Raw genomic sequence first — 18,152 nt, 5'->3', positions numbered from 1 at the left:
GCCTTACGTCTATCATGTTTGGCTCGGTCCGTCTTTCCTATGCACACGGGCCGAGGAAGGCGCGGGGGCCCGGCTGGTCGACAAAGCCGACCAGCCGCGTCCCCGCGCCCTGGCATTACGCCGGCAGGAATCCGACCTTTTTGTAGACCTTTTCCAGCGTGCGCCCGGACAGACGCAGCGCCCGCTCGGCCCCGGCGGTATAGACTTCCTTCAGATACGCCTTGTCGGCGTAGAAGCGCTCGAAGTTTTCCCGCACCGGGCGCAGGTGGTCGGCCACCGCCTGGCCCACGGCCACCTTGAAGTCGCCGTAGCCCTTGCCCTGGAACTCCCGCTCAATTTCGGGATAGCTCTTGCCGGTCACGGCGGAGTAGATGGTCATCAGGTTGTTGATCCCATCCTTCCCCTCGCGGTAGGCGACTTCCATATCGCTGTCGGTGACGGCGCGCTTGAACTTCTTGATGATGGTGTCCTCGCTATCCAGGATGGCGATGAAGGCGTTTTGGTTGTCGTCCGACTTGGACATCTTCTTTTGCGGCTCGGCCAGGGACATGATCCTCGCACCATTTTCCGGGATGTAGGGCTCGGGCACCCGGAAGGTGTTGCCGTAGAGGTTGTTAAAGCGCATGGCGATGTCCCGGCTGAGCTCGAGATGCTGTTTTTGGTCCGCCCCCACCGGCACCATATCCGCCTGGTAGAGCAGGATGTCCGCCGCCATCAGCACCGGATAGGTGAAGAGGCCGGCGTTGATGTTGTCAGCGTTCCTTTGCGATTTGTCCTTGAACTGGGTCATGCGCGACAGCTCGCCGAACTGGGTGTGGCAGCCGAGGACCCAGCTGAGCTCCGCGTGGGTCTTCACGTGGCTTTGGATGAACATCAGGCACTTTTCCGGGTCGAGCCCGCAGGCCAGCAGCAGCGCAAAGGCGCGCAGGGTGTTCTCTCTCAGCGCCTTCGGGTCCTGCCGCACCGTGATCGCGTGCATGTTGACCACGCTGTAGATGCAGTCGTAGTCCTCCTGCAGCTTCACCCAGTTTTTGACCGCCCCGAGATAGTTTCCCAGCGTCATCACGCCGGTGGGCTGGATCCCGGAAAAGATGATTTTCTTTTTCTGCGCCGCTTCCTGCGGCGCGACCTGCTCAGACATGCCGAGTCCCCCTTAAAGATAAAATCAATCCGCGCAGAATTCGCGGGTCAGCTTGCCGAGGATTTCGACCCCCCGCACCACCTGCTCGTCGGGCGGGGTGGTGTAGTTGAGCCTAAAAGAGGTGGTCGGCGCGCTCTCGTCGGCCAAAAAAGCGGTACCGGGCACCACGGCGACCTTGTAATCCGCCACCGCGCGCCGGCAGAACTCGGGCATGTCGCTCCCCTGCGGCAGGGTGCACCAGACGAAGAGCCCTCCCTGCGGGCGGGTATAGGCCACCTTGGGGGAGAAGTGCTTTTCGATCTCGCCGAGCATCAGCGCGCACTTTTTGCGATAGATATCCCGCAGCATTTCGATGTGTTTGCCAAGGTCATATTCGCTTAAAAACCGGTCGCAGATCAGCTGGGAGAGGATGGGCGTATGTACGTCGGCGCACTGCTTGGCGACGACCAGCTTGCCGATAATCGCCTTGTTGGCGCACACGAACCCGACGCGCAGGCCGGGCGAGAGGATCTTCGAGAAGCTGCCGCAGTAGATGACCCGCCCCTCGGTATCCATCGACTTGATGGGCGGCAGCGCCTCCCCCTCAAAGCGCAGGTCCCCATAGGGGTTGTCTTCGAGGATGATCACGTCGTAGCGGCAGGCGAGCTCGTAGACCGCCCGGCGTTTTTCGAGGCTCATGGTGATCCCCGACGGGTTCTGGAAATTGGGGATGACATAAAGGGCCTTGACGTTCTTCTCTTTTTTCAGCGCCTCCTCGAGCTTCCCGATCGAGATGCCGTCCTCCTCCATCGCAACGCCCGCCAGGTTGACCCCGTAGGTGCGGAACGCGTTGAGCGCGCCCACAAAGCTCGGGTCCTCGCAGATCAGGGTGTCCCCCTCGTTGCACAGCACCTTGCAGCTGAGCTCCAGCCCCTGCTGGGCGCCCGAGACGACGATCAGATCGTCCTCCCCGCCCATGGCGTGGTAGTGCTCGCGCGCGAGGGTGCAGAGCTTCTCGCGCAGCGGGGTGTAGCCCTCGCTGACCGAATATTGCAGCGCCAGGATGGGGTCCTCGCTGAGAATTTCGGCGCTGATCTTCTGCACCGCCTGCACCGGGAACGCATCCGGGGAGGGGTTGCCCGCCGCCAGGGAGATCACCGAGCGGTCGGAGGACATCTTGAGGATTTCACGGATGGCCGAGGGCTTGACGCCGGAAATCTTGTTTGAAAACGTATAATTCATATCGGTTCACACCTTTCTTAAATCAACTCGAAGCTGGCCACCGTCTCATCGAGGTTGTCGAGGAAGCCCTTGATGTACAGGCTGTCCCGCTCGTCCTCGAGCATGGCGTTGCCGATGGCGTAGTAGATAAACACATGGGTGTCGGTGGTTTTGTCGAAGGGGATGATCCCCTCGTCGATCGAAGCGTCCTTGATCATCCGGTCATAGACCGAATTGGGCAGCTTCTGGATGGTGAGGATGGTGGTGATGTCGCCGTTGGCGGTGGTGTAGTCGAACTGGACCTGCGGCACCACCGCGTCGTAGCGCGTGGCGGTGGATTTGAGCACCTGCAAATTGCGCGCGATGTCGCCGTAGACGGTGATCTTAAAGCCCATGGCGCCGTTTTGATACTGGTACTCCCCCGCCTCGTTGACCCCGAACTCCTCCTGCGGCACGGATGCCTGCGCATCGTCCTGCGATGCAAAAGAATCTTCCTCCTGCAGCAGGGGGTCCTCGATGGTGGCCTGCGGGTCAACCGGCGTCGCCACCCGCGCGCACCCGCCCAATACGCACAGCGCCGCCAATACTGCCAAAATCCTTTTCAATAATATCCCCCTACTTTTCTATCCCCTCAGCCCAGCTGCTTTAAAAGCAGCTCGCGCAGCGCCGCCGGGTTCCCCTGCCCCTTGGTCGCGCGCATGCACTGGCCCACCAAAAAGCCCAATGCATTTGTCTTTCCGTTTTTATAGTCCGTGACGACCTTCTCGTTCTTTTGGAGCACGTCCCCCACGATCGCCTGCAGCGCGCTGTCGTCATTGATCTGCCCGAGGCCCCGCTCCTCCACGATCTCGGAGGGCTCCTTATCCTGCCAGAACATCTCCTCGAGCACCGTCTTGGCCGCAGTGTTCGAGATGGTCCCTTGCTCGATCATCGAGATCATCCCGATCAGCTTGTCGGCGGAGAGAGAGCTCTCGGCTAGCGTCTTGTTTTTTTCATTGAGAATCCGCGTGATATCGCCGTTGAGCCAGTTGGCGGCGGCCTTGAGGTCAATGCCGCCCTTCGCCGCGATCTCCTCGAAGAGCGCGCGCTTCTCCCCACTCTCGCACAGGAGGTTGGCGTCGAAATACGGCAGCCCGAAGTCTTTTACATACCGCAGCAGCTTCTCGCCCGGCAGCTCGGGGATTTCCTCCCTCAGCTGCTGTACCCGTTCCTCGGGCACCACGATGGTCAGCAGGTCGGGCTCGGGGAAGTAGCGGTAGTCCTGCGCGTCCTCCTTGGAGCGCAGCAGGAAGTTCTGCCCCCTCTGATCGTCCCAGCGCCGCGTCTCCTGGGTGATGGTCCCGCCGCTTTCCAGCACCTCGATCTGGCGGTTGGCCTCGTATTCGATGGCGCGCATGGCGCCCGAGAAGGAGTTGACGTTCTTCATCTCGCACCGGGTGCCGAACTCCCCGCTGCCGCATTTGCGCACCGAGACGTTCACGTCGCAGCGGATCGACCCCTCCTGCATCTTGCAGTCCGAGATGTCCAGGTACTGCAAAATCGAGCGGATGGTGTCGAGATACGCCTTGGCCTCCTGCGGCGAGCGCAGGTCGGGCTCGGAGACGATCTCGATGAGCGGCACGCCGCAGCGGTTGAAGTCCACCAGCGACCCCGAAAAGCTGTCGTCATGGATGAGCTTGCCCGCGTCCTCCTCGATGTGGATCCGGGTGACCCCGATCCGCTTTTGATGACATTCCTCGTCGAGGATCACATCGACATAGCCGTGCTCGCACAGCGGGATGTCGAACTGGGAAATCTGGTAGGCCTTGGGCAGGTCGGGATAGAAATAGTTCTTGCGGTCCTGCTTGCAGACGTTGTTGATCTTGCAGTGCAGCGCGTGCCCCATCTTGATGGCGTAGTCGACCACCTTGCGGTTCAGGGTGGGCAGGGTGCCGGGCATGCCGGTGCAGACCTCGCAGCAGTTGGAGTTGACCTCGCTGCCGAAGGAGTTTTTGCAGGAGCAGTATATCTTGGTGTCGGTGCTAAGCTCCGCGTGGACCTCCAGGCCCACCACCATCTCGTAATCCGTTTTACTCATTGTCCCGCACCTCCTTAACCGATCTGCGGGAGGGAGTGATAGCCCCCGCGCAGCGTCTCGACCGCCTTGGCGACGGTGAGGATGGTCTTTTCCGAAAACTTGCGCCCGATGATCTGCATACCGATCGGCAGGCCATTCTTATCCTTGCCGCAGGGCACGCTCACCGCGGGCAGACCCGCGATGTTCACCGTCACGGTGCAGATGTCGCTGGCGTACATCTTGAGCGGGTCGGCGGTGTGCTCGCCGAACCGGAAGGCGGTGTCGGGCGCGGTCGGGGTCAGGATGGCGTCGCACGCGTCAAAGGCGCTTGCAAACTCCTGGCCGATCCTTCCCTGCAGAATCTTCGCCCTTTTATAATAGGCGTCGAAGTAGCCGGAGCTCAGCACGAAGGTCCCCAGCATGATCCGGCGCTTGACCTCGTCGCCGAAGCCCTCGCTGCGGGTATTGAGGTAGAGCTCCTCGAGCGAGCTCCCGTTTTCGCTGCGGTAGCCGTATTTGACCCCGTCGTACCGCGCGAGGTTGGAGGAGGCCTCGGCCGAGGAGATGATGTAATAGGCCGACAGCGCGTAGCCGGTGCTCGGCAGGCTCACCGGCACGATGACGGCGCCGCTGCGTTCAAGCTCCCCTATCTGCGCGCGCACCGCCTCCTTGACCTCGTCCTCCACGCCGGGGCCGAAGTACTCCTCGGGCACGCCCAGGCGCATGCCGCGCACCCCGCCGTCCAGCTGACCGTGAAGCGGTTCATATTCGCGCTGTGCGCTGGTCAAATCCCGCTCGTCCATTCCTCTAATGGCCTCGTAGAGCAGCGCCACGTCCTCGACGCTGCGCCCCATCGGTCCGATCTGGTCGAGCGAGGAGGCGAAGGCCACCAGCCCATAGCGGGAAACCGAACCATAGGTGGGCTTGAGCCCGACGACCCCGCAGTAGGAGGCCGGCTGGCGGATCGAGCCGCCGGTGTCCGACCCGAGCGCCAGGGTGCACTCCCCCGCCGCGAGCGCGGCGGCCGAGCCGCCCGAGCTGCCGCCCGGCACCCGGCCGAGGTCGTGGGGATTGGCGGTATTCTGGAAATGGGAATTTTCACACGAGGACCCCATGGCGAACTCGTCCAGATTGAGCTTCCCGAGCACCGGCGTGCCCGCGTGCTCAAGCTTATGGACCACCGTGGCGCTGTAGGGCGGCACGAAGTTTTCAAGCATTTTGGACGCGCAGGTGGTGCGCACCCCCTTTGTGCAGATGTTGTCCTTGATCGCGATCGGAATACCGGCGAGCGGGGAAAGCTCTTCCCCGGCGGCCAGGCGCTCGTCGACCTTCTTCGCCGTCTCGCGCGCGAGCTCGGGCGTTTTTGTGAGGTAGGCGTGCACCTTGCCCTCCACCGCGTCGATCCTCTCTATGAGGGACTCCACCGCTTCGCTGGCGCTGCATTCCTTCTTTCTCAGCATGTCGTGCAGCTCGCCGGCGGTCTTTTCATATAACTGCATTTTCGCTCCCCCTTCCTATTCCACGGTCCTGGGCACGACCACGCACCCCGCCTGGACCTTGGGGGCGTTTTGGAGCAGCTCGTCCCGGCGCATCGAGGGGCGAACCTCGTCCTCGCGCAGCCGCATGGGATTCTCCGGGTCCACCCCGACGTAGCGCTCGCTCATCTCGGGCAGGTTCTCCACCATGGCGACAATCTGCTCCATCTGGGTCTCAAACATCCCCCGCTTATCCGGCTCGATCTTGAGTTTCGCAAGCCTCGCGATCTTTTCAATGTCAATCTTCATCTATGTCTGACTCCTTTCGGTGTTCCTATTTTTGTCCCAGCAGCGCCTGCAGCTCATCTTCATCAATCACGGCCACCCCGAGCTGCTGCGCGCGCTGCAGCTTGCTGCCCGCGTCCTCCCCGGCCACCACGTAGTCGGTCTTCTTCGAGACGCTGCCGCTGACCTTGCCGCCCTGCGCCTCGATCAGCGCCTTTGCCTGCGCGCGGGACAGGGTGGGCAGGGTGCCGGTCAGCACGAAGGTCTTCCCCCCGAGGGTATCGGCCACCGGGGCCGCCAGCGAGCGCTGGTTGACCCCGTACTGCATGAGGCGGCGCACCTCCTCGCGGTTGCGCTCATCCGCAAAAAATTCGGTGACGTTCCTGGCCATGACCTCCCCCACCGAGTCGATGGCGGCGATCTCCTCTTCACCGGCCTCCATCACGGCCTGCAGGCTGCCGAAGTGCCTAGCAATCAGCGAGGCCGCCCGCGCGCCGATGTTGCGGATCCCCAGCGCGAAGAGCAGCCGCCCGAGGTCCTGGCCCTTGCTGCGCTCGATGGCGTCGAGCAGGTTCTGCGCGCTCTTGTCGCCCATGCGCTCGAGGTCTCTGAGCTGGTCGAACTCCAGGGTATATAGATCCGCCGGGGTGGCGATCAGCTTTTCATTTAGGAGCTGATCCACGATGGCCGGCCCCAGCCCGTCGATATCCATCGCGTCCCGCGAGGCGAAATGCACGATCGAGCGGTAGCGCTGCGCCGGACAGTGCAGGTTCGGGCAGCGGATGGCCGCCTGCTCCTCGTCCACCACCGTCCTGGTCCCGCAGGAAGGGCAGTATTCGGGAATGTGATAAATAGGCTTCGTCCCGTCGTGCCAGGCGACGCGCACCACCTCGGGGATGATCTCGCCCGCCTTGCGCACCACGATCCTGTCCCCGATTGAAATTTGCTTCTCGTCGATGAAGTCCTGGTTGTGGAGCACCGCCCGCGAGACGGTGGTCCCGGCCAGCGGCACCGGGTCGAAGACCGCGGTGGGAGTCAAAGCGCCGGTGCGCCCGACGTTGATTTCGATGTCCTTGAGCACGGTCTCCCGCTCCTCGGGCGGATACTTGAAGGCCACCGCCCAGCGGGGGAACTTGCTCGTCGCGCCCAGAATTTCGCGCTGGGCGAGGGAATCGACCTTGACCACCGCGCCGTCGATGTCGAAGGGGTAGCTGTCGCGCTGCGCGCCGATGCGCTCGATCTCGTCGGCCACCGAATCGGCGTCCGAAAAGCGGTTGTAGGAAACGTTGACCGGCAGTCCCAGCCCCTTCATGAAGTCGAAGGTCTCGGTGTGGGACGAAAACTCCCGCCCCTGCACCTGCTGGAGGTTAAAGATTTTGACATCCAGCTCCCGCCTGGCGGTCACCTTGGGGTCCTTCTGGCGCAGCGAGCCCGCCGCCGCGTTGCGCGGATTCTTAAAGGGCTTCTCGCCTTTTTCCTCCTGGCTCCTTAGCAGCCGCTCGAAGCTCGTGCTTGGCATATAGACCTCGCCGCGTACCTCGAGATAGGGCAGCTCCTCGCTCAGATGCACGGGGATCGACCGGATGGTGCGCAGGTTTTCGGTCACATCCTCGCCGACTTGCCCATCCCCGCGGGTGGACCCGCGCACGAAGAGCCCGTCGCGGTACTCCAGCGAGACCGAGAGCCCGTCGATCTTGGGCTCCACCACAAACTGCGCCGAGGGCTCTGCAGCCAGCACCTTTTCGACGAACTGGCGCACCTCCTCGACACTGAACACATCCTGCAGCGAGCCCATCTGGACCGTGTGCTCCACCTTCTCGAAGGTGCTGCTCGCCACCCCGCTCACCCGCTTGGTTGGAGAGTCGGGGGAATCGAGAGAGGGGAACTGCGCTTCGAGACGGCGCAGCTCCAATGTCAACTTGTCATATTCATAATCCGAAATGTCCGGGTCATCCAGCAGATAGTACTGCCGGTTGCAGCGCTCGATCTCGCGCCGCAGCTGGCGGACCCGCTTTTCGGCTTCCTTGAGTTCCACAGAAAACGACCGCCCTTTCCCGCGCAGGGACTGCCCCCGCGCATGTACATTTTATTATAGCATATCCTTCACCTGTTTTGTACCGCTTATGCCAAGTTTTTCTGCCTTCCGGGCGCAAAAGAGCGGCCTCTTTTTTTCGGGAAAACGCCGCTTTCAGCAAAATGACCGCCAGAAAAGCTATCTGGCGGTCACCGGTCTTATTTAAATTTCCTGTCCCTTCCAGAAGTATCCCAAGTCCTGGAAAAGTTACTCTAATTATACCCTGTTTTTCCTCCTTTTGCAAGGGAATCCCCCGTTTTCTCACCCTTGCGCCCGGGCGGGCGGACCGCCAGATAGCTTTGCTATAGGTCTTTTTCCGGTTACCAAAGGAGGAAATATCATGAACCGAATCAGCCGCGCCTTCGTTTGCACCGCGCTTTGCGCCCTGCTGAGCCTGCCCGTATCCGCCGCACGGGCCGAGGAACTGGGCAGCTATGGCATAAACATTGCCTTTACTCCCTCTTCGCGCACCACCCGCTACCGTTTCGAGGTCTTTGACCCCCAGCTTTCATCCGACCAGCCGCTCGCCAGCCGGGAGCTGCAGGCACAGCCGGACCAGTCCTCGGTCTTTCTCCCCTTTCTCTACGACCCCGCCGGGGAGCACGACTATACCCTGCGGGTGACCGCCTACCCCCTGCCGGGGCGGGAGGGGTTGGATTCCGCCGCCAGCCGCACAAGCGCCTTCACCACCGGAAAAACAAGCTCCTGCGGGCATACTCCCGCCGCCGGGGGATTCCTCGCGGGGGACGGCAGTGCCGCCGCGCCCTATCTGGTCGCGACGCCCGCGCAGTTCGATCATATTAAAAGCCATCTGGACGCCCACTTCATCCAATGCAGCGACTTCGATTTCGACGGAAAAGCGCTCGCCTCCCCCAGCGGCACCTTCAGCGGAGTGTACGATGGGGATTACCATGTGGTGCGAAACGCCAAGACCAGTCCGTCCTGGATGATGGAAATTTCGGGCACGGTGAAAAACCTGGGGCTGGAAAATTTCACCGTATCCGCTCTCAGCAACTATTCCAGCGGAGTAATCACCCGTCACCTGACCAAGGGCGGCTTGATCGAAAACTGCTATGTCAGCGGCTGTACCGTCGATTCTAGCCTCGCGGCGGGGCTGGTGGGCGTTTTACAGGCAGGAGCCACCGTACGCAACTGCTATTCTCTGGGTTGCACCTTCCGCGCGCCCACTCCGGACCACAGCGCGGGCGGAATCGTGGGCTCCTGCCATGGCGGCACAATCTCGTACTGCTGGTCAGTCCCGGCCGCGCTCTCCTCTCCGATTCAGCCGGGCGGGATCGTGGGGGACGAGGCGTTCAGCGGAACGGTCACGGACTGCTATTTTCTGAGCAATTCCGCCTGGAACAACGGAAAGGGCACCGCCCTGTCCGACGCACAGCTCAAAGCCGCCTCGACCTACCAAAACTGGGATACCTCCGTTTGGGAGATCGCCGACGGCAGCTATCCCGCTCTCAAGGGGTTTTAACAGGGAGCCAGAATACCCAAGGGCCCGGCAGCTTTCGCTGCCGGGCCCTTGGGCGGTTTATGGTTTGGTTTAAGTGATACGCAGATTTATTGCTCCGAGCGGATCCGCTCAAGCACCAGGGTGAAGGGGTCCTCCACGTTTTCATCGCTCCACTGGCGGTTGAAGCTGTCCTTGAGTTCCAGGAGCGTCGCCTCGGGGAGCACCTTCGGGTTGACCGCGAAGGTGTGGACCAGGTTGCTGCCGTCTTTGCTTACGAAGGTGACCATCAAAGTGATCGAGCCGCCCCAGGAGGGCTGCTTGTCGCTTCCGTCCACCTGCACGACTGCGTTCTGCGCGTTGCCGCGCACCGCTTCGGCGAGGATGCGCAGCACGGCCGGATCGGTGATTTCGGTGTTGCCGCGGTTATAGCTGAGCATCTCCTCGTTCTGCGCAAGATCCGAGCGGTCGAAGCCGTAGGGCCCCTGGATGCGCATGACGTTGTCGCGGTTGTAGTAGGCGTCGAGCGTGATATATGCCCGTTCGATGTTGTCGTAATCCACCCGCTCAAACCCGTCGTAACCGAATTCGCCGAGCAGCGCCAGGGTGCTCTCATAGTTTTCGGTCAACAGGACGTAGCAGGCGTCGTAGCCGTCGCTCTCGTCGGGCAGGACGAAGCCCGGCTTGCGCATGGAGGTGTAGCTGAAGTATTCGGCGCCGTATTTGGGGGTGAGCACCAGATAGCCGAGCTCCCGCCCGTTTTCCATCTGCTCATAGGTCTCGGCGCTCATGTCCTCGCGCAGCGCCTCGATCAGCCGGCCAATCTGTCCCTCCGAGAGGGAAACCGGGGTGACATTGCCCATCAGGCGGTTGAGCAGGGTAATCTCCCGCACATCGGAGGGCTTCAGGCTATAGACCGGGTGGGTCTGCACCTTGACCTCCTCGCAGGCGTTGAGCTCGTTGTACTTCTCCCCCGCCAGCAGCGGCATGCCGTAATAGCTGCGCTTGAGCGAGCCGCCGCTCTTGAGCTTATATTCCAGAGTGATGTATGCGCCGGAGACGTTCTTTTCCTCCTGCTCATGCCCGTTTACGATGTCCTGATGGATGTCGTGCACCAGCTCCCTGGCCTTTTCGTCGGCCAGCAGGATCTCGTTGATGGTCTCGAGCGAATAGTAATCGTATGCGTTGCGGCCGTTTTTCTGCATGCGCTCGAGGCTCTTGCGGCTGGCGTCGAAATCATAGTGGGTAAAGCCGTAGCGGTCCGTAAAATTGATTTCGACGCTCTCGATCTTATCGAGCGTGGGCACCCTGCTTTCATAGCCGAACCACCCGAGCCCGACCATCAGCACGAAGAGCACCGGCAGCGCCAGCCCCGCGCCCAGGTAGGGGGCGGATTTTTTGATCGTCTTGAAGCCGCGCGACATCACGCATTCAGCCACGCAGTAGATGAGCGCCCCGCCCACCGCCGCCGAAACGGCACTGAGCAGCAGGCCCTCGGAGTTTGCCACCGAGCGCACCAGCAGCGTGAAGCAGACCCCGCCGATCAGCGCGCCGGTCAGCTTGACAAGCTGTGTGAGCACGCTGCTGTAGCCGGTCTTGCCCGCCAGCTCGCTCCCCCGGCGGCGGTAGACCCCGATGTCCACCAGCAAAAAGATTCCCGCGAGCGCCAGCCACCCCAGCGATACGCCGAGCAGAAAGCCGGGGGTGGAGGTGATTTGCTCCAATTCCCCCTGGGCCGCGATCCGCAGATAAGCCGGAGCGGTCGCCGGGGAGGCCAGGAAGAGGTACTGGGACCAGTCGGGCAGGGTGCAGCCGAACAGGTCGTTCGCCGCATACCCCAAGCAAAGGAAGACCGCCGAAGGGACCCCGAACAGCAGCCCCACCGTGTAGACCAGGTTGTCGAACACCGTCCCGGTGGAGACCGAGACCAGGGTGGTGACGGCCAGGAGCCCAAGCGTCAGGCAGAAGGCCGAGAAGGCGTCCGCGAGCGCCCCGAGCAGCGAAAAGCCGGGGAAGCCGAAGGAAGCCGCCGCGATGATGGTGACGGCATAGTTGAGCGCCATCGGCACCAGGATCATGGTGGCCGAGGCCGCGAAATTGACCAGCAGCATCTGCTCGCGCCGGATCGGCAGGGCGTGGAACAGGTCGGTCGAGCGCTTCTGATGCAAAAAGCTGTACTGCATCATGGTGAAGAGGATGGGCGCCACGATCACCATTGCGGTGAAGAAGAACAGCGAAATCCCGGTGTAGATCCCGCCCATCCCGATGAAATGGATGCGGCCCGCCGCGTTCTGGTTCTTCAGCGCGTCGGTCGCGCTCAGGATGTACTGCAGGGGGAAAAACAAAAACTGAAAGATAAAATACAGCAGCGTAACGCCGAAGTTGCGCCGCAGAATGGAGAGGTAGAGGCCGGAAAGTTTACCGCGATTAGAAGATGACGTTGTTGTAATCATACCCGATCGCCTCCATTTCATTGATGAATACTTCCTCCAGTGTGAGAGGCAGGCTCTCCGCGAAGAGCGGGTCGTAGGCCGACAGCTTTTCGAGCACCCGCCCGCTTTCGCCGCGCACCACCATATTCAGAAGGCTGCCGCGCGTCTCGAGTTGGAGGATTTCCAGTTCCCCGCGCAGCCGGTCCATGTCGGGCAGGGGCTTAAAGGCCGCCTGCACCTTGCAAAAGCCGAGCTTTAATTCGTCGAGCTCCCGCTCGAAGACGATCGCTCCCTTGTGCATAAGCCCCACGTGGTCGCACATGTCCTCGAGCTCGCGCAGGTTGTGCGAGGTGATGATCACCGTCGCCCCCCGCCTCGCCACGTCGTCGGCCAGGATCTTGCGCAGCGCCGTGCGGATGATCGGGTCCAGCCCGTCGAACGCCTCGTCCAGCAGCAGATACTGCGCCTGGGAGCTGAGCCCCAGGATCAGCGCGGTCTGGCGCTGCATGCCCTTGGAAAAGGTGTTGATCTTGCGCGAGGGGTCGATCGGGAACATGCCGCCCACCTTGCGGTAGCGCTCCCACGAAAAGCCGGAGTACATCTTCGCATAGAAGGCGGCCATCTCGTCCATGGTGGACTGCGGAAAATAGTAAAACTCGTCCGAAACGAAGAACACCTTGTCCTTCATCAGCGGGTTTTCAAAGACCGGGGCGTCCTCGATCTCCACCTGCCCCTCGTCCGGGCGGTAAACGCCGGCGATCAGCCGCAGAAAGGTCGATTTGCCCGACCCGTTCGAGCCGATCAGGCCGTAGATCGACCCGTCCTCGATGGTGGTGCAAAAGTGGTCCAGCGCCCGGGTGTCGTCAAAGAACTTGACGACGTTTGCCGCTTTGATCATTCGTCCTTCCCCTCCCCGTCTGTTTCGTCATAGACGCGCTCGACGAGCGTCGCCACCGTCTGATAGGGAATCGCGTTGTTGCGCGCGGCCACCGCGGCCTCGCGCAGGCTTTCCAGAAGCCGGTCGCTCACCTGGCGGGAGACGACGTCGCGCTCCCCCACAAAATTCCCTTTGCCGGAAACGGTATAGATGATGCGGCGGCGTTCGAGTTCCGCATACGCCTTTTGTACCGTGTTGGGGTTGACGCCCAGGTCCCTTGCCAGGGTGCGCACGCTGGGCAGCTTGTCGCCGTTTTTCAGATCCCCCACCATAATCAGCTCTGAAATGCGGTGGATCACCTGCTCGTAGATCGGCGAGCGGCTGTACGGATCGATCCGAATCAAAATTATTCACCCCTTCGTTTGATAATTCCGTATCACCAAACCGTACTAACCGTATTATGTGTATTAGTACAGTCTCATGTTAACATATCCCAGAAGGGTTGTCAACAGCCATAGAAAGGTTTTTCCCGAAAAAAAGAAAAAAGCCCCGGCCTGCTTTTAGGCCGGGGCGCTGGTCAATCACGAAAAACACCGGAGCATGGGATAGTCCCCGTCCGGGGGCATATACCAGACGTCGGAGAAATCCCATCCGGAGAAGGTGGACGAATTTTTGAACGCCCCGGCGGTGATCGGAGCGGCGCCCGTGTTGATGGCGGGGTTGCCTCCGCCGCAGGAGGCGGTGGTGCCAAGGAAAAAGTTTCCGGATAGGACGGGCGCGCCGCTGTAGGTGTTCGCCGCTATGCCACCGCACGCGCCGCCGGTGTCGGCCAGCCGGTTGGAATAGGAAAAGCAGTTTTTAACGGTTCCGTCCCCTTCCATCCAACTGGTGATGCCGCCCACGCTAGCGCCCGTAACCGTGTTGCCGTCAGCATAGCAGTTTTCCACCCTGCCGCCCTCGAAGATGGCGGCGACGACCCCCGCTCCGGAATACTGGCAGGAAATGGTGGAGCCGAGCACCCGGCATCCCGAGACGGCGGCCCCGTCCCGCAGATAGTTGGCGATCGCACCGGCATCGCTGGCTTTAACGCCGGAAACGTCGATGGAGAAATCCTGCGCGGACAGGTCCTTGACCCCGGCCCCCGGGCCGCTGACACAGCCAAAAAGCGAGCCGCGCAGGAAGCCGCCGTTTATTTTGCAGCCCGTTATTGTTTTTCCGTCGCCGTCGTAAAATCCAGTGAAGGGATTGCTTACAACGCCGGTAACAAAATCCCCAATCGGGGTCCACTGCCCCCAGGAGGACAGGTCGATATCGCGCGCCTGCTTAAAATGCTTCCCCTGCAAGTGGGTGTTAATATGCTGCAGCTGCCCGGGCGTGGCAACCAAAAACGGGTTTTGCGCCGTACCCGCCCCCGCATAGTAGACCCCCGCCGTCCCGGCGGGGCACCCGCAGGCCGGCTTGGTGGTAAAGGTTTTGACAGCCGATGCTTCCCGGTCGAGCCCCTCCCGGCCCGGCGCGGCATGTGCCGTTACCCTCAGCGTCCAGGTGCTGGGCGCTGCAGGATCAAACTGTAGCGGCAGGTGGACGTTGACCTGCGAGGCGGGGACAACCTCCACCCTGGCCGTCATCTCAGGCGTTCCGGCGACGCCTTCGCCCGGATAGAGGGCGAAGGTGTAGCTGCCTGTGCGCGGCGAACGGGTAAAGGGGATATCCACCCCGTAATCACACTGATAGCCGCCCTCCGGCGCAACCGTTACCCCGGAAGAGCTCGGCGCGGCGTATCCCGTGCGGGCCAACAGCAGAATAAACGCCAGCGCGGCCCAAATTGCCGGCAACCCTTTCTTTTTCATATTTACATCCTCCCAAGAAAGACCGCCAGCATAACCAGCTGGGGGTCCGATCCCCTGCGGGACGCCCTCTTAAACCGCTATTTTCCCTTGCATTTTTCGCCAGAACAGGATATAATTAGGGAAACAATGGAAGGGATTGGAACATTTGCTCCACCCTGGCGCGAAAATACACAAAATCAAGACCGCAAGCTGGTTATGCTTGCGGTCTTTTTGAACGTAAAAGCATCCGGTTTGCACCTTCATGCTGCAATTCCTGCAAACTGACGCTGCATTTTGGGGATATTCCCGATTGATTTTTGCCTCCCGGGGACTATAATAAGACATAGGAAGAAAGCCGCCGCGCCCCTTCTTTCAATGTGCCGGGCAATTTGCGCAAAAAGCGCGGGCGGTTATTCATCGTTTCGCCGGGGGTTCCCCCGGCGGTGGGAGGGTACATCTTGACACAGGACCTGCTGACCAAAATCAGTGCGATGAACGGCAAGCTCTCGAAAGGGCAGCGCCTGATCGCCCATTACATCGTCAACCACTATGAGCGCGCCGCCTTCATGACCGCGCAAAAGCTGGGCGCCGCCGTCGGGGTGAGCGAATCCACCGTGGTGCGCTTCGCCTATGAAATCGGCTTCGACGGGTACCCCCGCCTGCAGCGCGCGCTGCAGGAGCTGATCCGCAACCGGCTGACCTCCGCCCAGCGCATGGAGGTTACGAGCGACCAGATCGGGGAGAGCAACATCCTGCAAAAGGTCCTCTCACTGGACATCGAGCGCATCCGCCGCACCGCCGAGTCGGTCAACCCCGAGAGCTTTTCGGCCGCCGTGGACGCCATCCTCGACGCGCAGGAAATCTACATCCTGGGGATACGTTCCTCGGCCTCTCTGGCCAACTTCCTCTATTTTTACTTCAACCACATCTTCAAGAACCTGCGCCTGGTGAGCGCGAGCAGCGCCAGCGAGGTCTTCGAGCAGATCTACCATATGGGCAAGGGGGACGTCTTCATCCCCATCACCTTCCCGCGCTATTCGCGCCGCTCGATCAAGGCGACCGAGTTCGCCAAGTCCACCGGCGCGCATGTGATCGGAATCACCGACAGCGACCATTCCCCCATCGCGCCGTACTGCGACAACCTGCTCTGCGCGCGCAGCGACATGGTCTCCTTCGTCGATTCCCTGGTGGCCCCCCTGAGCCTGATCAACGCCCTGATCGTCGCGGTCGGGATGCGCAAGCGGGGCGAGATTTTCAAAACCTATCAGGACCTGGAAAACATCTGGGAGGAATACGACGTCTACGAGAAGCCCCAGCCAACCGCCCAGTGAGGAGAGAAACTTTGGAATATGATGTGATCGTGGTGGGCGGGGGCGCTTCCGGGCTCTTCCTGGCCGCCCATACGGCCGTCGGGGGCAAGCGCACCCTGGTGCTGGAAAAGCGCGAGCGCCCCGCCCGCAAGCTGCTGATTACCGGCAAGGGCCGGTGCAACCTTTGCAACGACTGCGACCGGGACGCCTTTTTGCAAAACTGCATACGGGGCGGCCGCTTCTTGTACAGCGCCATCGCCGCCTTCACCCCGCAGGACACCATGGCCTATTTCGAGGGTCTCGGGGTTCCGCTGGTGACCGAGCGGGGCCAGCGGGTCTTCCCCGCCTCGCAGCGGGCGATGGATGTTGTGGACGCGCTGGTGCGCGCGGTCAAGGACGCGGGGGCGCAGATACGCTGCGCCACGGTGGCGGAGGTCCTATGCGAGGAGGGCAGGGTGCGCGGGGTGCGCACCGCCGCCGGGGAGCGCTATTATGCTGATAATATCGTGATCGCCACCGGCGGGATGAGCTATCCGGCGACCGGCTCGAGCGGTGACGGCTACCGCTTCGCTCGCGCGCTCGGGCACACGGTGGCGCCGCCCGCGCCCGCGTTGGCGCCGCTGGATACGAAAGAGCCGTGGGTGCGCGAGCTCGCCGGGCTTTCCCTGCGCAACGTGACCCTCTCGCTCTGGGACCAAAAAAAGCCGAAGAAGCCGGTCTTTCAGGAGCTGGGCGAGCTGCTCTTCACCCACACCGGGCTTTCCGGGCCGCTGGTGCTCACCGCCTGCAGCCTGCTCGACCCCGCGCGCGCTTCGGATTTTTCGGTGGCGATCGACCTGAAGCCCGGGCTGGACCGGGCGGCGCTGGACCGGCGCTTGCTGCGGGACTTCGAGGAGCGGCAAAACCGGGACTTCTGCAACGCCCTGGACGCTCTCCTGCCCCGCAGCCTGATCCCGGTGATCGTGCGGCTGACGGGCATTCCGCCCGAGACCAAGGTCCATTCGCTGACCCGCACGCAGCGCGAAGCGCTAATCGGGCTCGTCAAAGGGCTGACCCTGCACATCAAGGCCCCGGGCCCGCTCGAGGAAGCGATCATCACCCGCGGCGGGGTCAAGCTCTCCGAGATCGCGCCCTCCACCATGCGCTCCAAGCTGGCGGAAGGGCTCTACTTTACCGGCGAGGTGATCGACGCGGATGCGCTCACCGGCGGGTTCAACCTGCAAATCGCCTTTTCCACCGCCTATCTCGCCGCGCAGGACATCCTCGGTGCATAAGGGCGGGGACTGCATACAAAAATAACAGGAGGTAACAATATGATCGCAATTGCCATCGACGGGCCGTCCGGCGCCGGGAAAAGCTCGATTGCCAGGTCCCTGGCCGGGCAGATGGGCTATGTTTATATCGACACCGGGGCGCTCTACCGCGCGATCGGGCTGTACGCCCTCGAGCACGGGGTCGAGCCCACCGACCGGGAGAAGGTGCCCGCCCTGCTGCCGCAGATCACGCTCGAGCTGCGCCACCGGCAGGACGGGCAGCACGTCTATCTAAACGGCCGGGACGTTTCAGAAGAGATCCGCACCCCCGCCGTCTCAATGGCGGCCTCGGGCGTGTCGGCCATCCCCGAGGTGCGCGCCTTTTTGCTCGAGCTGCAACAAGGCATCGCGGCGAAGCAGAACGTCATCATGGACGGGCGGGACATCGGCACGGTGGTGCTCCCGGGCGCGCAGGTCAAAATCTTCCTCACCGCCTCGAGCGAGGAGCGCGCCCGGCGCCGGTACCAGGAGCTTTTGGCGAAGGGCAAGGACGTGGCTTATGAGCAGGTGCTCGCCGACGTGATCGAGCGGGACCGCAACGATTCGACCAGGGCCATCGCCCCGCTGCGCCCGGCGCCCGATGCGGTGACGGTGGACACCACCGGCAACGACTTTGAGCAGTCGGTGTCGCAGCTGCGAAGCGTGATCGAGGAGAAGCTCGCCGCACTCTAGGCTTTATGAAAACACAAAGGAGTCGAGTC

At 62.0% G+C, this 18,152-nt stretch carries 15 protein-coding genes; 4 read left to right on the top strand and 11 right to left on the bottom strand.

Features of this window, described 5'->3' with window-relative positions:
- Positions 1-115 precede the first annotated feature (115 nt).
- Genes trpS through ligA form a run of 7 tightly spaced genes read right to left on the bottom strand, consistent with a single transcriptional unit; the run spans position 116 to position 8,192 of the window.
- A complete protein-coding gene (trpS, locus tag B5477_RS03195) occupies positions 116-1,141 on the bottom strand; it encodes a tryptophan--tRNA ligase (protein WP_079698362.1) in 1,026 nt (341 codons plus the stop codon).
- Between the two features lie 24 nt (positions 1,142-1,165).
- Positions 1,166-2,362, bottom strand: a complete 1,197-nt coding sequence (locus B5477_RS03190; RefSeq protein WP_079698361.1) for an aminotransferase-like domain-containing protein — start codon at positions 2,360-2,362, stop codon at positions 1,166-1,168.
- 17 nt (positions 2,363-2,379) lie between these two features.
- Entirely contained in the window at positions 2,380-2,946 is a 567-nt protein-coding gene (locus B5477_RS03185) for a hypothetical protein (RefSeq protein ID WP_143533530.1), read from the bottom strand.
- Positions 2,947-2,972: 26 nt separating this feature from the next.
- Positions 2,973-4,418 carry an Asp-tRNA(Asn)/Glu-tRNA(Gln) amidotransferase subunit GatB gene (gene gatB, locus B5477_RS03180; RefSeq protein ID WP_079698359.1) on the bottom strand — a complete coding sequence of 482 codons (1,446 nt, stop codon included), beginning with the start codon at positions 4,416-4,418 and terminating at the stop codon, positions 2,973-2,975.
- 14 nt (positions 4,419-4,432) lie between these two features.
- Complete coding sequence (gatA, locus tag B5477_RS03175) at positions 4,433-5,896, bottom strand: Asp-tRNA(Asn)/Glu-tRNA(Gln) amidotransferase subunit GatA (RefSeq protein WP_079698358.1); 1,464 nt, start codon at positions 5,894-5,896, stop codon at positions 4,433-4,435.
- Positions 5,897-5,911: 15 nt separating this feature from the next.
- A complete protein-coding gene (gatC, locus tag B5477_RS03170) occupies positions 5,912-6,181 on the bottom strand; it encodes an Asp-tRNA(Asn)/Glu-tRNA(Gln) amidotransferase subunit GatC (RefSeq protein ID WP_079698357.1) in 270 nt (89 codons plus the stop codon).
- Between the two features lie 25 nt (positions 6,182-6,206).
- Positions 6,207-8,192 (bottom strand): NAD-dependent DNA ligase LigA, encoded by a 1,986-nt coding sequence (gene ligA, locus B5477_RS03165; RefSeq protein ID WP_079698356.1) that lies wholly within the window; start codon positions 8,190-8,192, stop codon positions 6,207-6,209.
- Between the two features lie 379 nt (positions 8,193-8,571).
- On the opposite strand from ligA, the gene B5477_RS03160 reads away from it, so the two are divergent.
- Positions 8,572-9,714 carry a hypothetical protein gene (locus B5477_RS03160; protein ID WP_079698355.1) on the top strand — a complete coding sequence of 381 codons (1,143 nt, stop codon included), beginning with the start codon at positions 8,572-8,574 and terminating at the stop codon, positions 9,712-9,714.
- Positions 9,715-9,800: 86 nt separating this feature from the next.
- On the opposite strand, the gene B5477_RS03155 is transcribed toward B5477_RS03160, so the two are convergent.
- From B5477_RS03155 to B5477_RS03140, 4 genes are all read right to left on the bottom strand, one after another.
- Positions 9,801-12,143 (bottom strand): DUF6449 domain-containing protein, encoded by a 2,343-nt coding sequence (locus tag B5477_RS03155; protein ID WP_079698354.1) that lies wholly within the window; start codon positions 12,141-12,143, stop codon positions 9,801-9,803.
- Positions 12,118-13,020, bottom strand: coding sequence for an ABC transporter ATP-binding protein (locus B5477_RS03150; RefSeq protein ID WP_079698353.1), 903 nt, complete (start codon positions 13,018-13,020; stop codon positions 12,118-12,120). Before B5477_RS03150 ends, B5477_RS03155 begins: the two co-directional genes overlap by 26 nt.
- Positions 13,017-13,403 carry a GntR family transcriptional regulator gene (locus B5477_RS03145; protein WP_079698352.1) on the bottom strand — a complete coding sequence of 129 codons (387 nt, stop codon included), beginning with the start codon at positions 13,401-13,403 and terminating at the stop codon, positions 13,017-13,019. The genes B5477_RS03150 and B5477_RS03145 overlap by 4 nt, the downstream gene beginning before the upstream one ends.
- A gap of 177 nt (positions 13,404-13,580) precedes the next feature.
- The gene (locus B5477_RS03140; protein WP_079698351.1) at positions 13,581-14,849 is read right to left on the bottom strand and encodes a hypothetical protein; all 1,269 of its coding nucleotides are present in this window, start codon (positions 14,847-14,849) and stop codon (positions 13,581-13,583) included.
- Positions 14,850-15,286: 437 nt separating this feature from the next.
- On the opposite strand from B5477_RS03140, the gene B5477_RS03135 reads away from it, so the two are divergent.
- The 3 genes from B5477_RS03135 to cmk are packed head-to-tail and all read left to right on the top strand — an operon-like array spanning position 15,287 to position 18,123.
- The gene (locus B5477_RS03135) at positions 15,287-16,159 is read left to right on the top strand and encodes a MurR/RpiR family transcriptional regulator (protein ID WP_079698350.1); all 873 of its coding nucleotides are present in this window, start codon (positions 15,287-15,289) and stop codon (positions 16,157-16,159) included.
- An 11-nt stretch (positions 16,160-16,170) separates the two neighbouring features.
- A complete protein-coding gene (locus tag B5477_RS03130) occupies positions 16,171-17,412 on the top strand; it encodes a BaiN/RdsA family NAD(P)/FAD-dependent oxidoreductase (RefSeq protein WP_117507743.1) in 1,242 nt (413 codons plus the stop codon).
- 39 nt (positions 17,413-17,451) lie between these two features.
- Entirely contained in the window at positions 17,452-18,123 is a 672-nt protein-coding gene (cmk, locus tag B5477_RS03125) for a (d)CMP kinase (RefSeq protein WP_079698348.1), read from the top strand.
- Positions 18,124-18,152 lie beyond the last annotated feature (29 nt).

The organism is Provencibacterium massiliense, assembly GCF_900169495.1.
Lineage (GTDB): Bacteria > Bacillota > Clostridia > Oscillospirales > Ruminococcaceae > Harryflintia > Harryflintia acetispora.
This window is presented reverse-complemented; position numbering and strand designations above follow the sequence as displayed.

What these genes read in the sequence shown, in the direction of transcription:
- B5477_RS03160 (WP_079698355.1), top strand. Translation starts at nt 8,572, where the DNA reads ATGAACCGAATCAGCCGCGCCTTCGTTTGCACCGCGCTTTGCGCCCTG.
- gatB (WP_079698359.1), bottom strand. Translation starts at nt 4,418, where the DNA reads ATGAGTAAAACGGATTACGAGATGGTGGTGGGCCTGGAGGTCCACGCG.
- gatA (WP_079698358.1), bottom strand. Translation starts at nt 5,896, where the DNA reads ATGCAGTTATATGAAAAGACCGCCGGCGAGCTGCACGACATGCTGAGA.
- trpS (WP_079698362.1), bottom strand. Translation starts at nt 1,141, where the DNA reads ATGTCTGAGCAGGTCGCGCCGCAGGAAGCGGCGCAGAAAAAGAAAATC.
- B5477_RS03190 (WP_079698361.1), bottom strand. Translation starts at nt 2,362, where the DNA reads ATGAATTATACGTTTTCAAACAAGATTTCCGGCGTCAAGCCCTCGGCC.
- cmk (WP_079698348.1), top strand. Translation starts at nt 17,452, where the DNA reads ATGATCGCAATTGCCATCGACGGGCCGTCCGGCGCCGGGAAAAGCTCG.
- gatC (WP_079698357.1), bottom strand. Translation starts at nt 6,181, where the DNA reads ATGAAGATTGACATTGAAAAGATCGCGAGGCTTGCGAAACTCAAGATC.
- B5477_RS03150 (WP_079698353.1), bottom strand. Translation starts at nt 13,020, where the DNA reads ATGATCAAAGCGGCAAACGTCGTCAAGTTCTTTGACGACACCCGGGCG.
- B5477_RS03155 (WP_079698354.1), bottom strand. Translation starts at nt 12,143, where the DNA reads ATGATTACAACAACGTCATCTTCTAATCGCGGTAAACTTTCCGGCCTC.
- B5477_RS03140 (WP_079698351.1), bottom strand. Translation starts at nt 14,849, where the DNA reads ATGAAAAAGAAAGGGTTGCCGGCAATTTGGGCCGCGCTGGCGTTTATT.